The following is a 17,001-nucleotide window of genomic DNA, read 5'->3' on the forward strand; positions in this document are numbered from 1 at the left end:
CTTTTCTTCAGAAAGAGGGTGACTATTTGTCTGGTTTATTAACTGTTTATCCCCAAAGCACCATAATCAACGCTAGACTGTTCTTATTGTTAACACAAGGGAGAAGAGATGATGCGCGTACTGGTTGTAGAGGATAATGCATTATTACGCCACCACCTGAAGGTTCAGCTCCAAGATTCAGGTCACCAGGTCGATGCCACAGAAGATGCCAGGGAAGCTGATTACTACCTTAATGAACACCTTCCGGATATCGCTATTGTCGATTTAGGTCTGCCGGATGAAGACGGCCTTTCCTTAATACGCCGCTGGCGCAGCAGTGATATTTCACTGCCGGTTCTGGTGTTAACCGCGCGCGAAGGCTGGCAGGATAAAGTCGAGGTTCTCAGCTCCGGGGCCGATGACTACGTGACGAAGCCATTCCACATCGAAGAGGTAATGGCGCGTATGCAGGCGTTAATGCGCCGTAATAGCGGTCTGGCCTCCCAAGTGATCAACATCCCGCCGTTCCAGGTGGATCTCTCACGCCGGGAATTATCCGTCAATGAAGAGGTCATCAAACTCACGGCGTTCGAATACACCATTATGGAAACGCTTATCCGTAACAACGGTAAAGTGGTCAGCAAGGATTCGCTGATGCTTCAACTGTATCCGGATGCGGAACTGCGGGAAAGTCATACCATTGATGTTCTCATGGGGCGTCTGCGGAAAAAAATACAGGCCCAGTATCCGCACGATGTCATTACCACCGTACGCGGACAAGGATATCTTTTTGAATTGCGCTAATGAATAAATTTGCTCGCCATTTTCTGCCGCTGTCGCTGCGGGTTCGTTTTTTGCTGGCGACAGCCGGCGTCGTGCTGGTGCTTTCTCTGGCATATGGCATAGTGGCGCTGGTCGGCTATAGCGTAAGTTTTGATAAAACCACCTTTCGTTTGCTGCGCGGCGAAAGCAACCTGTTTTATATCCTCGCCAAATGGGAAAATAATAAAATCAGCGTTGAGCTGCCTGAAAATCTGGACATGCAAAGTCCGACCATGACGCTGATTTACGATGAAACGGGCAAATTATTATGGACGCAGCGCAATATCCCCTGGCTGATTAAAAGCATTCAACCGGAATGGTTAAAAACGAACGGCTTCCATGAAATTGAAACCAACGTAGACGCTACCAGCACGCTGTTGAGCGAGGACCATTCCGCGCAGGAAAAACTCAAAGAAGTACGTGAAGATGACGATGATGCGGAGATGACCCACTCGGTAGCGGTAAATATTTATCCTGCCACGGCGCGGATGCCGCAGTTAACCATCGTGGTGGTCGATACCATTCCGATAGAACTAAAACGCTCATATATGGTGTGGAGCTGGTTCGTATACGTGCTGGCCGCCAATTTACTGTTAGTCATTCCTTTACTGTGGATCGCCGCTTGGTGGAGCTTACGCCCTATCGAGGCGCTGGCGCGGGAAGTCCGCGAGCTTGAAGATCATCACCGCGAAATGCTCAATCCGGAGACGACGCGTGAGCTGACCAGCCTTGTGCGCAACCTTAATCAACTGCTCAAAAGCGAGCGTGAACGTTATAACAAATATCGCACGACCCTGACCGACCTGACGCACAGTTTAAAAACGCCGCTCGCGGTTTTGCAGAGTACGTTACGCTCTTTACGCAACGAAAAGATGAGCGTCAGCAAAGCTGAACCGGTGATGCTGGAACAGATCAGCCGGATTTCCCAGCAGATCGGCTATTATCTGCATCGCGCCAGTATGCGCGGTAGCGGCGTATTGTTAAGCCGCGAACTGCATCCCGTCGCGCCGTTGTTAGATAACCTGATCTCCGCGCTAAATAAAGTTTATCAGCGTAAAGGGGTGAATATCAGTATGGATATTTCACCAGAGATCAGTTTTGTCGGCGAGCAAAACGACTTTGTCGAAGTGATGGGCAACGTACTGGACAACGCTTGTAAATATTGTCTGGAGTTTGTCGAGATTTCGGCTCGCCAGACCGACGATCATTTGCATATTTTCGTCGAAGATGACGGCCCAGGCATTCCCCACAGCAAACGTTCCCTGGTGTTTGATCGCGGTCAGCGCGCCGATACCCTACGACCAGGACAAGGCGTGGGGCTGGCTGTCGCGCGCGAGATTACGGAACAATACGCCGGGCAGATCATTGCCAGCGACAGTCTGCTCGGCGGTGCCCGTATGGAGGTCGTTTTTGGCCGACAGCATCCCACACAGAAAGAGGAATAAACATTTCTGTGCGTTCTTCCACGCATCTCGTTAAGCATCCGTTATAATCGGTGTCAGATACCAGCCTGCGGATACTTAACATGGAATACCAATTAACTCTTAACTGGCCCGACTTTCTTGAACGCCACTGGCAAAAACGCCCGGTGGTCTTAAAACGTGGGTTTAGCAACTTTATCGATCCGCTCTCGCCGGATGAGCTGGCGGGGCTGGCGATGGAAAGCGAAATCGACAGCCGTCTCGTTAGCCATCAGGATGGCAAATGGCAGGTCAGCCATGGCCCTTTCGAAAGCTACGATCATCTGGGTGAGAGCAACTGGTCGCTGCTGGTACAGGCGGTAAACCACTGGCACGAACCCGCCGCCGCCTTGATGCGCCCGTTCCGCGCTCTGCCGGACTGGCGTATCGACGATCTGATGATCTCCTTTTCCGTTCCCGGCGGCGGCGTTGGCCCGCATCTGGATCAGTATGATGTGTTTATTATCCAGGGAGCCGGTCGCCGTCGCTGGCGCGTGGGCGAAAAGCTGCAAATGCGTCAGCACTGCCCACATCCCGACCTGTTACAAGTCGATCCGTTCGAGGCCATTATTGATGAAGAGCTGGAGCCGGGCGACATTCTGTATATTCCGCCAGGATTCCCGCATGAAGGCTATGCGCTGGAAAACGCCATGAACTATTCGGTCGGTTTTCGCGCGCCCAATAGCCGTGAGCTGATCAGCGGTTTTGCCGATTACGTCCTGCAACGGGAGTTGGGCAATACATACTACAGCGATCCGGATATGCCGTCCCGCAAGCATCCGGCGGATATCCTGCCGCAGGAGATGGATAAACTGCGTAATATGATGCTCGATTTGATCAATCAACCCGCGCATTTCCAACAGTGGCTTGGCGAGTTTCTCTCTCAGTCACGCCACGAACTGGATATTGCGCCGCCGGAGCCGCCGTATCAGCCTGATGAAATTTACGATGCCTTAAAGCAAGGCGAGGTATTAGTACGTCTCGGCGGGCTTCGCGTATTGCGTATCGGCGATGAGGTCTATACGAATGGCGAAAAAATAGACTCTCCGCATCGCCCCGCTCTGGAGGCGCTCGCCAGTCATATTGCACTGACCGCTGAAAACTTCGGCGATGCGCTGGAAGACCCGTCCTTCCTCGCGATGCTGGCGGCGCTGGTGAATAGCGGGTACTGGTTCTTCGAAGGATAAGAACATCGCAATGCCCGGCGACCGCCGGGCTGACGCAAACTATCCACAACGATCGCCACCAGGTTTGGCGAAATCGTTATATTGCGGATCGCCCGGATAAATCGAGTGGGCCATTCGATGGCGAAATGACATTTGCCGATAGCGCCGCGCCAGTACGTTATCTCCAAGACCTTCGGCAATATTAGCCAGTTGCTGTAATCGTTCATACTGCATCTTTGCTGGATAAGCTACGGCATCAAGCGCAAAGGCGCGTTCCGCAAAGTCTTTTGCTTGTTCAAGCTGTTGATTATTCTTATAAAGCAGCGAAATACCATACAACACCATGGATACGTCGGACTGCCGACGTTTATATTCTTCCAGAAATGGGAGATAGGGGGAGGTACTGTCCAGGTCGATGTTTTCGGGCAAATAAAAGCGTAATCGTGATATTACCGTCGCCATTGGCGTTAAACGGCTCTGGTAATACGCGATAAGTTTAAGGTAGAGATCTTTCGCTTCCTTATAATGATGGCCCTGTGCATAAAAGCCAGCAAGATTATTGCTGTCAACCGTCATTTCGCCGAATTCGGCGCCATAAAGCGTTTGCTCAATTTTTAGCGCCTGACTTAGCGCATTAATCGCCTCGCTAATATGCCCTGCATTATAAGCAATATCCGCTTTCTGCTGCAAAAAAGAGGCGACGCGCTCACGATTATCCCAGGTTTTATCCCGTAAAATAACGTTCAGCCACTGCCGCTCCGTTGCGTCTATCTTCGCCAAATAATAGGCTTTACGCGCACTATCACATTCGACATCCCGCTCTTCCAGCGCATCAGAATAAGCATCGCGCATCCTGTTTAAGGTATAAACCAATGTCTCCGTCGATGCCTTTTTGTCTTTAAGACGCCACGTTAATGCCTGCTCTTGCCAGGCTATTCGCTGACGGTAATCAACCTTAATCTCGTATCGCCACTGCTCTGTAGATGAATACTCTATATGGCGATCGTCACTGTAAACATAAAAGGCCGCCAGGTGTTCAAACATATCGGCCCGATCGCCCGGATAAGTGCCCGCCGGAAATGTTTTCATTATTGCCCGCGCTCGCAGCAGCATTTGCGGCGTTAATTCAGGTTTACCCAGCCATTGATAAATATCACTTTGTAATAGCAGGCTACGAACAAGCTGTATTGAGCGTTTGCCATATTGCCGCGAGGCCAGCCTCACCGCATCATCAATAAACGTCATGCAGGTTTCATTGCCGGTCATAAAACATGCTGCAGATTGTTGCTGGCGCTGGGACCAGGAAGGCGTATATTCGGCGCTCCAGGCAGAAAAATTGATGGCGGAAAATATCCCTCCATAAATAATAAAACGCTTCACCACAATGCGTAACATTCGCTACTGGCCGCGCTTCGCCGTCAGCTCCGCGATACGTACAATCACCTGTACCGCTTTTTCCATCCCCTCCAGCGTCACAAACTCATGTTTACCATGATAGTTATATCCGCCGGTAAAGAGATTAGGACACGGCAGGCCCATAAACGACAGTTGCGCCCCGTCTGTACCGCCGCGAATTGGTTTCATCTCCGGCGTAATATGACAGTCACGCATGGCCTGCTGGGCGATATCGAGAATATGCGGATGCTCAACCACTTTTTCGCGCATATTGTAATAACTGTCTTCAATCACCAGTTCGATATAGCAGTCCGGATGCAGCCCCTTACCGACTTTTTTGGCAATCTCCATCATTTTGCGTTTACGCGCTTCAAACTGCTTACGGTCGAAATCGCGAATGATGTAGTGCATTTCGGCCCGGTCAACGGTGCCTTTCATGCTGGCCAGATGATAAAACCCTTCGTAACCTTCGGTGGTTTCAGGCGCTTCATCCGCCGGCACTTCCGCGTGAATCCTCGCCGCCAACGACAGCGCATTGACCATCACGCCTTTTGCCGTACCGGGATGCACGTTATTGCCGACGATTTTGATATTCACCGAGGCGGCATTGAAGTTTTCAAACTCCAGTTCGCCCACGCCGCCGCCGTCGACCGTATAGGCCCACTGCGCGCCAAAGGCCTCAACATCGAAGTGCTTCGCGCCTTTCCCTACCTCTTCGTCAGGCGTAAACGCCACTTTAATTTCACCGTGGGGAATAGGATTACCTTTCAGCACCGCCAGCGCGGTCATGATCTCCGCAACGCCGGCTTTATCGTCCGCGCCCAGCAATGTCTTACCATCGGTAGTAATCAGCGTCTGTCCCAGTAATTGATGCAGTACCGGGAACATCACGGGTGACAACACCTCATCGCCAATCCCTAATGCTATATCGCCGCCGCGATAATTCTCGACAATCTGCGGGTTAACGTTTTTACCGCTGAAATCCGGAGAGGTATCCACATGGGAGATAAAACCAATGGCGGGAATATCCCCCTCAACATTGGCCGGGAGCGTCGCCATCAACGTCCCTTTTTCACTTAATGTAATGTTAACCAGCCCCATCTCTTCGAGCTGCTGTTTGAGCAAACGTAGTAACTTCCACTGCCCCTCAGTGCTGGGAACCTGCCGAACACCCGACGTTGATTGGGTATCCAGCGATACGTAGTGTAAAAAACGCTCAAGTAGTTTATCCATGCAGTCACCCTCACTTTTCGTGACAACATTATTAATAAGCAAGAAAAGACAAATATTGCGTCAGGTCACTTTTATCCCTGCAAACAAGAATATTTCACTTTGACACGCTTTCTGACTATAAAGCTAAGTCAGTAATTCGCAACAAGGATTGGCGATCACAGTGGTTTGCCGTAGAATGACCGCCCTCATTAAGAGTGATTAAGGTGGTTAACCACAAACCCCGCAGCGGTCAGCCATCCGTTGCGTTTACATGGGACAGAGTAAGAAATTGAATAATCAACCGCGTTCGCTTTCACCGCTGGTGCTTTTGTCTGGAATTAGCAAAAGTTTCGATGGCAAAGAGGTCATTTCGCAACTGGATTTGACCATTAACAATGGCGAATTCCTCACGCTGCTTGGCCCTTCCGGCTGTGGTAAAACAACCGTTCTTCGCCTGATTGCCGGCCTGGAAACCGTTGATGCCGGGCATATCATGTTGGATAACCAGGATATCACCCACGTTCCCGCCGAAAATCGTTATGTAAATACCGTATTTCAAAGCTACGCTTTATTTCCGCATATGACGGTGTTTGAAAATGTCGCGTTTGGCTTACGGATGCAAAAAACGCCAGCCGCCGAGATAGCGCCTCGCGTGACCGATGCGCTGCGTATGGTGCAGCTTGAAGAGTTTGCACAACGTAAACCGCACCAGCTTTCCGGCGGACAGCAGCAGCGTGTGGCTATCGCTCGCGCGGTGGTGAATAAACCTCGCCTGTTATTACTGGATGAATCGCTTTCCGCGCTGGACTATAAATTGCGCAAACAAATGCAGAACGAGCTTAAAGCATTACAGCGTAAACTCGGTATCACGTTTGTTTTTGTCACTCACGATCAGGAAGAAGCGCTCACCATGTCCGATCGTATCGTGGTAATGCGTAATGGCGTGATTGAGCAAGACGGCACGCCGCGTGAAATCTATGAAGAGCCAAAAAACCTGTTTGTCGCCGGTTTTATCGGCGAAATTAACCGCTTTGACGCAACCGTCATTGAACGGCTTGATGAACAGCGCGTCCGCGCCAGCGTAGAAGGTCGGGAGTGCAATATATACGTCAATTTCGCTGTCGAACCGGGCCAAAAACTGAACGTCCTGCTGCGACCGGAAGATCTACGCGTCGAAGAGATCAACGATGATAACCACATCGAAGGGCTTATCGGCTACGTGCGCGAGCGCAATTACAAAGGTATGACGCTGGAGTCGGTGGTTGAACTGGAAAATGGCAAAATGGTGATGGTCAGCGAATTCTTCAACGAAGACGATCCTGACTTCGACCATTCACTTGACCAAAAAATGGCCATTAGTTGGGTAGAAAGCTGGGAGGTCGTACTGGCTGATGAAGAACACAAGTAAATTCCAGAATGTAGTGATTGTCACTATCGTCGGTTGGCTTGTGTTATTTGTTTTTCTGCCCAACCTGATGATCATTGGCACCAGCTTTCTGACCCGTGACGACGCCAGTTTCGTCAAGATGGTCTTTACGCTGGATAACTACGCGCGCCTGCTCGATCCGCTCTATTTTGAAGTGCTCCTGCACTCTCTGAATATGGCGCTGATCGCCACCCTCTCCTGCCTGGTGCTGGGCTATCCTTTTGCCTGGTTTCTGGCGAAGTTACCGGAAAAGATACGTCCGTTATTGCTGTTTTTGCTGATTGTTCCTTTCTGGACCAACTCACTGATCCGCATCTATGGGCTGAAAATATTCCTGAGCACTAAAGGTTATCTCAATGAATTCCTGCTGTGGCTGGGCGTGATTGATACACCGATTCGCATCATGTTCACCCCGAGCGCCGTTATTATCGGCCTGGTTTACATTTTGCTGCCATTTATGGTCATGCCGCTCTACTCCAGCATTGAGAAGCTCGACAAACCACTACTGGAGGCCGCACGCGATCTCGGCGCCAGTAAAATGCAAACGTTCATCCGCATCATTATTCCATTAACCATGCCGGGCATTGTCGCCGGTTGCCTGCTCGTGATGCTACCGGCAATGGGCCTGTTCTACGTCTCCGATTTAATGGGTGGCGCGAAAAACCTGCTGATTGGTAACATCATTAAGGTACAGTTCCTGAATATTCGCGATTGGCCGTTTGGCGCGGCTACCAGCATTACGCTGACCATTGTGATGGGACTCATGCTGTTGATTTACTGGCGGGCTTCCCGCTTATTGAATAAGAAGGTGAGTGATATAAGCGATTAATTGCGCAACGCTAACAAATCCACACGCATCCAGGCATGAAGTTTATTCAAGGGTAAACTTCATGCCTTCGGCATAAAAAACGCATGAAAGAAGTTGCCGCCAGTATTGCAAATCTACAACATCATCCGCAGTAGTCCTTCTTTTATTTTTACCTATAGCGACGCTATCACAGACAGTAATGCGTTTATACGCGAAGCTCTCAGGTTTTATACTGATTGCCAGTCTCTTTTAAAAATTATATTATATCCGATACGCCCGCAGTTGAGATAAAAAGGGTCGATTTAATCAATTATGTAGTCATTTTTACTCCAGTATAAGTGAGATTAATATGCCGATTACTATAGGGAATGGTTTTTTAAAAAGTGAAATCCTTACCAACTCCCCAAGGAATACGAAAGAAGCATGGTGGAAAGTTTTATGGGAAAAAATTAAAGACTTCTTTTTTTCTACTGGCAAAGCAAAAGCGGACCGTTGTCTACATGAGATGTTGTTTGCCGAACGCGCCCCCACACGAGAGCGGCTTACAGAGATTTTTTTTGAGTTGAAAGAGTTAGCCTGCGCATCGCAAAGAGATAGATTTCAGGTTCATAATCCTCATGAAAATGATGCCACCATTATTCTTCGCATCATGGATCAAAACAAAGAGAACGAATTGTTACGTATCACTCAAAATACCGATACCTTTAGCTGTGAAGTCATGGGGAATCTTTATTTTTTAATGAAAGATCGCCCGGATATTTTAAAATCGCATCCACAAATGACGGCCATGATTAAGAGAAGATATAGCGAAATCGTAGACTACCCCCTCCCTTCGACATTATGTCTCAATCCTGCTGGCGCGCCGATATTATCGGTTCCATTAGACAACATAGAGGGGTATTTATATACTGAATTGAGAAAAGGACATTTAGATGGGTGGAAAGCGCAAGAAAAGGCAACCTACCTGGCAGCGAAAATTCAGTCTGGGATTGAAAAGACAACGCGCATTTTACACCATGCGAATATATCCGAAAGTACTCAGCAAAACGCATTTTTAGAAACAATGGCGATGTGTGGATTAAAACAGCTTGAAATACCACCACCGCATACCCACATACCTATTGAAAAAATGGTAAAAGAGGTTTTACTAGCGGATAAGACGTTTCAGGCGTTCCTCGTAACGGATCCCAGCACCAGCCAAAGTATGTTAGCTGAGATAGTCGAAGCCATCTCTGATCAGGTTTTTCACGCCATTTTTAGAATAGACCCCCAGGCTATACAAAAAATGGCGGAAGAACAGTTAACCACGCTACACGTTCGCTCAGAACAACAAAGCGGCTGTTTATGTTGTTTTTTATAAAATCAGACGACGCTTTCTCAGACGTCACGTTCAGGGTTTACTCACGTACTTCCTGTTTGCCTACTGAGTAACCTCTTGCCAGGCGCAATAATGCCGCATATGACCGGATCGGATGAGAATAGTCATTTAAATGGCCTTTTTTTCCCCGCTCGTCTGGCAATTTGTTGTAAAATTCGCGGCTTCAAGCGGCAGCTTGCTTCTTCCTGGCTGCTGATAACCGCGAGACGTTTTGGAGAGAGTTTGGAGAAGAGAAAAAATTGATCATTTTCAATACTCTAAAAGCACCCCATCCTCTGAATAAGAAGGTGGAACTTGAATGATCGGTCGGCTGCTCCGTGGCGGTTTCATGACTGCCATCTATGCGTATCTGTATATTCCCATCATTATTCTGATCGTGAACTCCTTCAACAGTTCGCGGTTCGGCATTAACTGGCAGGGCTTTACCACTAAATGGTACGAACTACTGGTCAATAACGACAGTCTGTTGCAGGCCGCTCAACATTCACTGACGATGGCGATTTTTTCAGCGACCTTCGCCACGTTGATTGGCTCGTTAACCGCGGTGGCGCTTTATCGCTACCGCTTTCGCGGGAAGCCATTCGTCAGCGGGATGCTGTTTGTAGTAATGATGTCGCCGGATATCGTGATGGCGATCTCCCTGCTGGTGCTGTTTATGTTACTCGGCATTCAACTGGGCTTTTGGTCGTTGCTGTTCTCGCACATCACCTTTAGCCTGCCGTTTGTGGTCGTCACGGTCTATTCGCGCCTGAAAGGCTTTGATGTCAGAATGCTGGAAGCCGCAAAAGACCTGGGGGCCAGTGAGGTAACGATTTTACGCAAAATCATTCTGCCGCTGGCGATGCCGGCGGTGGCGGCGGGCTGGTTGCTGAGCTTTACGTTGTCGATGGACGATGTAGTGGTCTCGTCGTTTGTCACCGGGCCGGGCTATGAAATTTTACCCTTAAAGATTTATTCCATGGTAAAAGTCGGCGTTTCACCAGAAGTGAACGCGCTGGCGACCGTTTTATTGGTGCTGTCTCTGGTAATGGTCATTGCCAGCCAGCTTATTGCTCGTGATAAAACCAAGGGCCGATAAGGCCCGTAATTCAGGGGACGTTAAATGAAAAAATGGTCACGCCACCTGCTCGCGGCGGGCGCCCTGGCGCTGGGTATGAGTGCCGCTCATGCCTCCGACAACGACACGCTCTATTTCTATAACTGGACTGAGTATGTACCGCCGGGCCTGCTGGAACAGTTCACTAAAGAGACAGGCATTAAGGTGATTTATTCGACCTACGAGTCGAACGAAACCATGTATGCCAAACTCAAAACCTATAAAGATGGCGCGTATGACCTGGTTGTTCCTTCTACATACTATGTCGACAAAATGCGCAAAGAAGGCATGATCCAGAAGATCGATAAGTCGAAATTAACCAATTTCCACAACCTCGATCCGGAAATGCTCAACAAACCGTTTGACCCCAACAACGATTATTCTGTTCCGTATATCTGGGGCGCAACGGCGATTGGCGTGAACAGCGATGCTATCGATCCAAAAACCATTACCAGCTGGGCTGACTTGTGGAAACCGGAATATAAAAACAGCCTGCTTTTAACCGACGATGCGCGAGAAGTCTTCCAGATGGCGCTGCGCAAGCTAGGTTATTCCGGTAACACTACCGATCCGAAAGAGATCGAAGCGGCATATGAAGAGTTGAAAAAACTGATGCCGAACGTAGCGGCCTTCAACTCCGATAATCCGGCGAATCCGTATATGGAAGGGGAAGTCAACCTGGGTATGGTGTGGAACGGTTCGGCCTTCGTTGCTCGTCAGGCTGGCACGCCGCTGGAGGTCGTCTGGCCGAAGGAAGGCGGTATTTTCTGGATGGACAGCCTGGCTATTCCGGCGAACGCGAAAAATAAAGAGGGCGCGCTGAAGCTAATCAACTTCCTGCTGCGTCCTGACGTCGCGAAAGAGGTGGCAGAAACCATCGGCTACCCTACCCCCAACCTGGCGGCGCGTAAGCTGTTAAGCCCGGAGGTCGCCAATGATAAGTCGCTCTATCCGGATGCGCAAACCATCAGCAAAGGCGAGTGGCAAAACGATGTCGGCGACGCCAGCGCCATTTATGAAGAGTATTATCAGAAGCTAAAAGCAGGACGCTAATTCAGCCAAAGCGCCTGTCAGGCCTACAGATGAACGTAACGTGAAATGTAGGCCGGATAAGGCGTTACCGGGCAAACAGCACTACAGCCCTTTCAGGAATTTATCAACAAATTCCGGCACAACCTGGCTTGCCGGGCCGTAGTGCTTCTCTTCAAACTCGCTGCCGACCTGGCTTGGCTCAAGATTCAGTTCCACCGTATGTGCGCCGTGCAGTTTTGCTTCATGCACAAAACCCGCAGCCGGATAGACATGACCGGATGTGCCAATGGCGATAAAAATATCCGCCATCGACAGCGCCATATAAATTTCATCCATGCCAAGCGGCATCTCGCCAAACCACACCACGTGCGGACGTAGCGGCGCCGGGAACTGGCAGCAGTGACATTTATCTTCCAGCATCACATCGCCGTTCCATTCCAGAATCTGGCCGCTTTGCGAACAGCGCACCTTCAACAGCTCGCCATGCATATGAATGATGTTGCGATTGCCCGCGCGTTCATGCAAATTGTCGATGTTTTGCGTCACCAGCAAAAAGCGATCGCCAAGCGCTTCTTCAAGCTTCGCTAACGCTAGATGCGCCGCATTGGGTTGTATTTCCGGCTGTTGAAGCTGCTGACGGCGGGCATTATAAAATGTCTGCACCAGCCCCGGATTACGGGCGAATCCTTCCGGCGTGGCCACATCTTCAACCCGATGCTCTTCCCAAAGGCCATCCGCCGCGCGAAACGTACGAATACCAGACTCTGCAGAAATTCCTGCACCTGTAAGGACTAATACTCTTGGGTTTTCCATCATTTCCGGCACCACTCTGTCTCTGAAAAAGATCCGCTGGCGCAGACGTTCACGCAACAGACGTTTATTTTTACGAAAGCGGCTTAATCGATGAAACCGACGCGACTGCATAACAACCTCTTTTTTTGATTAGTCGGTAAGATGTAAAAAAGCAGCACCGCGCATCCCACCTGCATCCCCATGCCGCGCACGCTCAATGCGCGGCGCGCGGGCAACAGGGAGGAGATGGCGCGGCAGTCTTTCCGCCAGTTGCGTTGTTATTGCCGTAAAGTTCGATAGTCCGCCGCCGATCACCAATAAATCGGGATCGACAATCGTCAGTATATTCCCCAGACAAACCGCCAGTAAATCCAGATAGCGCTCAACATGCGCGTGCGCCTGCTCATCACCCTGCTCCCACAACGCGATAATCTCCGGCGCCTGCAGCGATTGATCATAATAATGCTGATATAGCCACGCAAACCCACGCCCGGACAGATAATTCTCAATGCAGCCCATCTGGCCGCATCCACAACGGCGGAGAGGAAAATCAAACCCCATCAACGTTAGCGCGTCAACCGGCAAACGCATATGGCCAAACTCGCCGGTGATATAGCTCTGACCGGTAATCGGCTTCCCGTTTAGCACTAGGCCACCGCCGACGCCGGTGCCGAGGATAAGCCCCATAACCAAAGGATATTGCGTGAATTCATCATCCCAGGCTTCGGACAAGGCAAAACAGTTAGCGTCATTGTCCAGACGCACATCGCGATCCAGTCGGGCGCTGAGATCGGCGCGCAACGGCTTACCGCTGGCTGCCGGGACATTCGCGGCGTACAGCGTGCCGTCTTCAGTTTCCGGCATACCGGGTATGCCAATCCCTACCGACCCTTTTACGCCAAATCGCTGGTCGGCTTCCGCGACCAGTTCGCACACGGCGTCTAAAAAGGCGCTATAGCTGGTATGGGGCGTGGGAACCCGTTTTTCCCACTGCAGCCGCCGCGTTGAGTCAAATGCGCCTAACGCAATCTTTGTTCCGCCAATGTCAAACCCGTAATACATCACCGCTCCTTGTTTTTATATTCCGCGATTACTGGCCGCTCAATACTCGCGCAGGGTCAATGTTGCTCGCCCGCCGCGCCGGATACCAGCTCGCCAGTAAGCTTAACAACAACGCCGTGACCAGTACGTAAACAACGTCCAGCCAATGTAATTCGGATGGCAGGAAGTCGATAAAATAGATATCGCCGGACAAAAACTGATGCCCGATCGCCTTTTCAATCCCATTAATAATGGCGGTAAGCTGAAGTGAAACGACAACGCCGATCGCCACACCAATCAAGCTGCCCAGCAAACCCGCCAGTAGCCCGTACCAGACGAAAATGGCACGAATCAAACCATCTTTCGCCCCCAGCGTTCTTAATACCGCAATGTCGCCGCTTTTGTCTTTTACCGCCATCACTAAGGTGGAAACGATATTAAAACAGGCCACGCCGATCACCAGAATCATCGCCAGATACATAATGGCGCGAATCATCTGGATATCGCGATACATATAGCCGTAGGTGCCGATCCAGCTCTTAATGTAGACATAGCTGTTAGTCACCTCACCCGCGTCACGCACCAGTTTGTTCGCATTAAACACGTCGTGGACTTTAAGCGCGATACCGGAAACGCTGGACCCCATATCCAGATACTGCTGCGCATCCTCAAGCGGGATCATGGCGAAGCTGTGATCGAGCTGGCCGCTCAGTTGCAGAATCCCGATGACATGCAAACGCACGCGTTTGGGCTGGAGCAGCTTATGGTCGGCATTCGCATTGGGGATCATGATGGACACCCAGTCGCCCTGTTTCACGTTCAGCGCATCGGCGACGCCTTTACCGATAATGATCTGCTGCTCGCCCGCTTTGAAATGATCCCAGGCGTGATTTTGCACAAATGACGGTAACGCGCTAAGCTGCTGCTCTTGCTTAGGGTCGACGCCTTTAACCTGAATGGCGCGCAAATTCGCTCCGCTCTCTACCAGGCCGGTAAAATTGATATACGGCGCGGCGGCGGCAATGCCCGGCACCTTCTGCACTTTTGCCAGCGCTTCACGCCAGTTGGTCCACGGCTGATTGACCGCTTCAATCTCCCCGTGCGGAACCACCGCCAGAATACGGTTATTTAACTCGCGTTCGAAACCGTTCATCGCGCTTAAACCGACAATCAATACCGCCACGCCCAGCGCGATACCGATGGTAGAAATGACGGAAATGAGCGAAACCATACCGCCGCGCCGCCGTCCACGGCTGAAACGCAAGCCAATTAACAATGATAAAGGCGACGCCATTACTCCGCCCCCATCAGACTCAGTTCCGCCGTCAGGCGGCCATCGCGCATCTCAAGCTGGCGGCTCATACGTTTCGCCAGTTGCAAATCGTGAGTCACCACCAGAAACGCGGTTCCCTGCAGACGATTTAACTCGCCCAAAAGCTCAAAAATACTGTCGGCATTACGCGCATCCAGATTACCGGTCGGCTCATCCGCCAGTACCAGACGCGGATTATTCACCAACGCGCGCGCTATCGCGACACGCTGGCGCTCACCGCCGGAAAGTTCCGAAGGTCGATGGGTTGCGCGATGCTCCAGCCCTACGGCGTGCAGCATTTCTCGCGCCCGAGCATCAATCTCCGCCGGTTTCTTTTTGCCAATCAATAATGGCATCGCCACGTTTTCCAGCGCCGTAAAATCCGGCAGGAGATGATGAAACTGATAGATAAACCCCAGTTTCTGGTTACGTAATTCCGCTTTTGCCGCAGAAGAGAGTTTGCTCATCGGCTGGCCGCTAAAAATCACATCGCCAGAGGTAGGCGTATCCAGCCCGCCTAACAGATGCAGCAACGTACTTTTACCCGAACCGGAACTGCCGACGATCGCCATCATTTCGCCTTCGCCGATACTGAAGCTGATATCGTGCAACACGTCGGTTTGTACGGTGCCTTCCTGATAGCGTTTGCACAGGTTGTCGCATTGCAACAGGATCTTATTCATAACGTAAAGCCTCAGCGGGTTGAGTGGCGGCAGCGCGCCAGGAAGGATAAAGCGTAGAAAGCAGCGCGATGGCCATTGCCACCAGAGCGATAACGATCACCTGTAACGGCTCTATCGCCACGGGCAACGCAGCGCCATCCAGAAACGCGCCGATGATCGGCATCAGGTTATTCAGTTGGCTGGCAAGCAATGCGCCCAGCGCGGCGCCCAACAGCGCGCCGATAATCCCGGCGCTGGCGCCCTGCACCATAAAGACCATCATAATTTGTCGCGGCGTCAGCCCTTGAGTTTGTAAAATCGCCACTTCGCCCTGCTTCTCCATGACCATCAGGCCCAACGAAGTAATAATGTTAAAAGCCGCGACTGCCACGATGAGACTCAGCAACAATCCCATCATGTTCTTTTCCATGCGCACAGCCTGGAACAACTCGCCTTTGCGTTCGCGCCAGTCCTGCCACTTCGTGCCTTGCGGCAGCGTCTGTTGGCTGAGGGTATCGACTTGCAGCGGTTCATCCAGCCACAGACGCCAGCCGGTAATATTGCCTGCCGGATAGCGCATTAAACGCGACGCGTCCTGAATATTGACCAGCATTTCATAGCCATCGACCTCGCTATTGGCGGCAAATGTGCCAATCACCGTAAACAGACGCTGGCTGGGCAGACGTCCCATTGGCGTAAACTGGCTGGCAGATGGCACCATTAGCCGAATCTGATCGCCGCGGTTGACCCCTAACTGTCCGGCGAGCTGCTCGCCGAGGATGACATTATACTTACCCGGCTGTAATTCGCTTTGCTTCACATTGACCAGATACGGCGTTAATGGATCTTTTTGCGCCGGATCGATACCTAACATCACGCCAACCGCAACGCTACGCGCGCTTTGCAGTACGACATCGCCCGTCGTCAGCGGCGCAATACGGTTAACGCCTTGCAGATTCACCGCTTTTTCCGGCATCTGATTCGGGTTAAGAGAGCCATGTTCAGCAGAGAGGATGGCCTGAGGCATCAAACCAAGAATGTTATTTTGCAGTTCGCGCTCAAAACCGTTCATCACCGACAATACCGTGACCAGCGCCATCACCCCCAGGGTAATGCCGATAGTGGAAAGCCAGGAAACGAAGCGACCGAAGCGATCTGCTGCACGCCCGCGCATGTAACGCAGGCCGATGAATAGAGCGACAGGTTGATACATGTAATCCGTCTGGTTGCTGTTAGCAAAGTCCCGAGTATATAAGCGAAAGCGGAATGCGTAAATGTCTGAACCGTAAGAGTTCGTCAGCGTTATTCTGAAAAAGGCCGACAAATCAAGTCACTTACATGTTCATACTTTACCTGTTCGGCGTATTATCCGGCGGATTCAATTTGCTAATAAACAACGATCGCGGATAATAAAGAACAT

At 50.9% G+C, this 17,001-nt stretch carries 16 protein-coding genes; 9 read left to right on the forward strand and 7 right to left on the reverse strand.

Going from position 1 to position 17,001, the window contains the following annotated elements; all coding sequences use genetic code 11:
* Nucleotides 1–111 precede the first annotated feature (111 nt).
* The 3 genes from phoP (at nucleotide 112) to ACLJRU_RS20925 (ending at nucleotide 3,448) form a co-directional block, all read left to right on the forward strand.
* Nucleotides 112–783 (forward strand): two-component system response regulator PhoP, encoded by a 672-nt coding sequence (phoP, locus tag ACLJRU_RS20915; RefSeq protein ID WP_023234872.1) that lies wholly within the window; start codon nucleotides 112–114, stop codon nucleotides 781–783.
* The gene (gene phoQ / locus ACLJRU_RS20920; protein WP_023234871.1) at nucleotides 783–2,246 is read left to right on the forward strand and encodes a two-component system sensor histidine kinase PhoQ; all 1,464 of its coding nucleotides are present in this window, start codon (nucleotides 783–785) and stop codon (nucleotides 2,244–2,246) included. The genes phoP and phoQ overlap by 1 nt, the downstream gene beginning before the upstream one ends.
* An 80-nt stretch (nucleotides 2,247–2,326) precedes the next feature.
* Entirely contained in the window at nucleotides 2,327–3,448 is a 1,122-nt protein-coding gene (locus tag ACLJRU_RS20925) for a cupin domain-containing protein (protein WP_023234870.1), read from the forward strand.
* Nucleotides 3,449–3,487: 39 nt separating this feature from the next.
* Here ACLJRU_RS20925 and ACLJRU_RS20930 read toward each other — a convergent pair whose 3' ends face one another.
* Complete coding sequence (locus tag ACLJRU_RS20930; protein WP_011264257.1) at nucleotides 3,488–4,822, reverse strand: hypothetical protein; 1,335 nt, start codon at nucleotides 4,820–4,822, stop codon at nucleotides 3,488–3,490.
* A gap of 3 nt (nucleotides 4,823–4,825) precedes the next feature.
* Nucleotides 4,826–6,055 carry a peptidase T gene (gene pepT / locus ACLJRU_RS20935; protein ID WP_023234869.1) on the reverse strand — a complete coding sequence of 410 codons (1,230 nt, stop codon included), beginning with the start codon at nucleotides 6,053–6,055 and terminating at the stop codon, nucleotides 4,826–4,828.
* A 250-nt stretch (nucleotides 6,056–6,305) separates the two neighbouring features.
* On the opposite strand from pepT, the gene potA reads away from it, so the two are divergent.
* The 6 genes from potA (at nucleotide 6,306) to potD (ending at nucleotide 11,795) form a co-directional block, all read left to right on the forward strand.
* The gene (potA, locus tag ACLJRU_RS20940) at nucleotides 6,306–7,442 is read left to right on the forward strand and encodes a spermidine/putrescine ABC transporter ATP-binding protein PotA (protein ID WP_000531607.1); all 1,137 of its coding nucleotides are present in this window, start codon (nucleotides 6,306–6,308) and stop codon (nucleotides 7,440–7,442) included.
* Complete coding sequence (gene potB, locus ACLJRU_RS20945; RefSeq protein ID WP_001539726.1) at nucleotides 7,426–8,289, forward strand: spermidine/putrescine ABC transporter permease PotB; 864 nt, start codon at nucleotides 7,426–7,428, stop codon at nucleotides 8,287–8,289. Before potA ends, potB begins: the two co-directional genes overlap by 17 nt.
* 328 nt (nucleotides 8,290–8,617) lie before the next feature.
* Entirely contained in the window at nucleotides 8,618–9,628 is a 1,011-nt protein-coding gene (gene sifA, locus ACLJRU_RS20950) for an SPI-2 type III secretion system effector SifA (protein WP_023234867.1), read from the forward strand.
* A 90-nt stretch (nucleotides 9,629–9,718) separates the two neighbouring features.
* Nucleotides 9,719–9,889 (forward strand): hypothetical protein, encoded by a 171-nt coding sequence (locus tag ACLJRU_RS20955; protein WP_153810775.1) that lies wholly within the window; start codon nucleotides 9,719–9,721, stop codon nucleotides 9,887–9,889.
* A gap of 55 nt (nucleotides 9,890–9,944) precedes the next feature.
* The gene (potC, locus tag ACLJRU_RS20960) at nucleotides 9,945–10,724 is read left to right on the forward strand and encodes a spermidine/putrescine ABC transporter permease PotC (protein ID WP_000580299.1); all 780 of its coding nucleotides are present in this window, start codon (nucleotides 9,945–9,947) and stop codon (nucleotides 10,722–10,724) included.
* A gap of 24 nt (nucleotides 10,725–10,748) precedes the next feature.
* On the forward strand, nucleotides 10,749–11,795 hold the full coding sequence (gene potD / locus ACLJRU_RS20965) for a spermidine/putrescine ABC transporter substrate-binding protein PotD (RefSeq protein ID WP_000759329.1): 1,047 nt from the start codon (nucleotides 10,749–10,751) through the stop codon (nucleotides 11,793–11,795).
* 81 nt (nucleotides 11,796–11,876) lie between these two features.
* Here the strand turns inward: potD and cobB are convergent, their stop codons facing one another.
* The 5 genes from cobB to lolC are packed head-to-tail and all read right to left on the reverse strand — an operon-like array spanning nucleotide 11,877 to nucleotide 16,794.
* A complete protein-coding gene (cobB, locus tag ACLJRU_RS20970) occupies nucleotides 11,877–12,698 on the reverse strand; it encodes a Sir2 family NAD+-dependent deacetylase (RefSeq protein WP_001191855.1) in 822 nt (273 codons plus the stop codon).
* Between the two features lie 18 nt (nucleotides 12,699–12,716).
* Complete coding sequence (gene nagK, locus ACLJRU_RS20975) at nucleotides 12,717–13,628, reverse strand: N-acetylglucosamine kinase (protein WP_000291242.1); 912 nt, start codon at nucleotides 13,626–13,628, stop codon at nucleotides 12,717–12,719.
* 28 nt (nucleotides 13,629–13,656) lie between these two features.
* Nucleotides 13,657–14,901, reverse strand: a complete 1,245-nt coding sequence (lolE, locus tag ACLJRU_RS20980; protein ID WP_000168091.1) for a lipoprotein-releasing ABC transporter permease subunit LolE — start codon at nucleotides 14,899–14,901, stop codon at nucleotides 13,657–13,659.
* Entirely contained in the window at nucleotides 14,901–15,602 is a 702-nt protein-coding gene (lolD, locus tag ACLJRU_RS20985) for a lipoprotein-releasing ABC transporter ATP-binding protein LolD (RefSeq protein ID WP_001539722.1), read from the reverse strand. The genes lolE and lolD overlap by 1 nt, the downstream gene beginning before the upstream one ends.
* Entirely contained in the window at nucleotides 15,595–16,794 is a 1,200-nt protein-coding gene (gene lolC / locus ACLJRU_RS20990) for a lipoprotein-releasing ABC transporter permease subunit LolC (protein ID WP_001518787.1), read from the reverse strand. The genes lolD and lolC overlap by 8 nt, the downstream gene beginning before the upstream one ends.
* Nucleotides 16,795–17,001 lie beyond the last annotated feature (207 nt).

It is taken from the genome of Salmonella sp. SAL00653, assembly GCF_046552515.1.
GTDB classification, from domain to species: domain Bacteria; phylum Pseudomonadota; class Gammaproteobacteria; order Enterobacterales; family Enterobacteriaceae; genus Salmonella; species Salmonella enterica.

Coding starts and splice junctions, on each gene's coding strand:
- phoP (WP_023234872.1), top strand. CDS start 112: ATGCGCGTACTGGTTGTAGAGGATAATGCATTATTACGCCACCACCTG.
- phoQ (WP_023234871.1), top strand. CDS start 783: ATGAATAAATTTGCTCGCCATTTTCTGCCGCTGTCGCTGCGGGTTCGT.
- ACLJRU_RS20925 (WP_023234870.1), top strand. CDS start 2,327: ATGGAATACCAATTAACTCTTAACTGGCCCGACTTTCTTGAACGCCAC.
- ACLJRU_RS20930 (WP_011264257.1), bottom strand. CDS start 4,822: ATGTTACGCATTGTGGTGAAGCGTTTTATTATTTATGGAGGGATATTT.
- pepT (WP_023234869.1), bottom strand. CDS start 6,055: ATGGATAAACTACTTGAGCGTTTTTTACACTACGTATCGCTGGATACC.
- potA (WP_000531607.1), top strand. CDS start 6,306: ATGGGACAGAGTAAGAAATTGAATAATCAACCGCGTTCGCTTTCACCG.
- potB (WP_001539726.1), top strand. CDS start 7,426: ATGAAGAACACAAGTAAATTCCAGAATGTAGTGATTGTCACTATCGTC.
- sifA (WP_023234867.1), top strand. CDS start 8,618: ATGCCGATTACTATAGGGAATGGTTTTTTAAAAAGTGAAATCCTTACC.
- ACLJRU_RS20955 (WP_153810775.1), top strand. CDS start 9,719: ATGCCGCATATGACCGGATCGGATGAGAATAGTCATTTAAATGGCCTT.
- potC (WP_000580299.1), top strand. CDS start 9,945: ATGATCGGTCGGCTGCTCCGTGGCGGTTTCATGACTGCCATCTATGCG.
- potD (WP_000759329.1), top strand. CDS start 10,749: ATGAAAAAATGGTCACGCCACCTGCTCGCGGCGGGCGCCCTGGCGCTG.
- cobB (WP_001191855.1), bottom strand. CDS start 12,698: ATGCAGTCGCGTCGGTTTCATCGATTAAGCCGCTTTCGTAAAAATAAA.
- nagK (WP_000291242.1), bottom strand. CDS start 13,628: ATGTATTACGGGTTTGACATTGGCGGAACAAAGATTGCGTTAGGCGCA.
- lolE (WP_000168091.1), bottom strand. CDS start 14,901: ATGGCGTCGCCTTTATCATTGTTAATTGGCTTGCGTTTCAGCCGTGGA.
- lolD (WP_001539722.1), bottom strand. CDS start 15,602: ATGAATAAGATCCTGTTGCAATGCGACAACCTGTGCAAACGCTATCAG.
- lolC (WP_001518787.1), bottom strand. CDS start 16,794: ATGTATCAACCTGTCGCTCTATTCATCGGCCTGCGTTACATGCGCGGG.